Here is a 580-nt window from a genome sequence, read left to right on the forward strand (position 1 = left end):
CAGGTTCAACAGGAAAACCCAAAGGCGTCGGTATCACTCACCAGGCTCTATGCAGCCATCTTGGTGACTTTATTGAGACATACAGGATCACAGAAAAAGATCGAATGCTATCGACATCCACCATCAACTTTGATGTGGCTGTGCATGAGTTGCTCCCAGCTCTGATGAGAGGCGGCAATGTCGAAGTTCGCGGTCGGGATCTATGGGATCTCGCTCGCACGACCACCGTGCTTCAGAACAGAAAAATAACATTCTCTCGCTTGCCCACCGCTTATTGGCGTCAGTGGCTTACAGCCCTTCCTGAAGGTCTTCCAGATTTACGTCAGATTACAGTTGGCGGCGAAGGACTTCCTGGAGATGCTCTGGGTCAGTGGCATGATAGTCACCTTTCTCATATCGCACTGGACAATCTGTATGGACCAACCGAGACGACTATTGCTTCGCACCGCCACATTACTTCTGGCGACGATCGTGTCCATGCGGCAGCACCCATTGGTCAGTCTTATCCTTCCCGTACCGATTGCATAATTGATACGTCTGGTGCGTCTGTTCCATGTGGTGGTGTTGGGGAGTTGTGCAT

The 580-nt window shown here is 51.0% G+C and carries 1 protein-coding gene; it reads left to right on the forward strand.

From position 1 onward, the window contains the following. Window positions 1-32: 32 nt before the first annotated feature. A partial coding sequence (locus AD948_RS00030) for an AMP-binding protein (protein ID WP_248845850.1) occupies window positions 33-580 on the forward strand: 548 nt, incomplete at its 3' end.

It is taken from the genome of Acetobacter senegalensis (genome assembly GCF_001580995.1).
GTDB classification, from domain to species: Bacteria; Pseudomonadota; Alphaproteobacteria; order Acetobacterales; family Acetobacteraceae; genus Acetobacter; species Acetobacter senegalensis.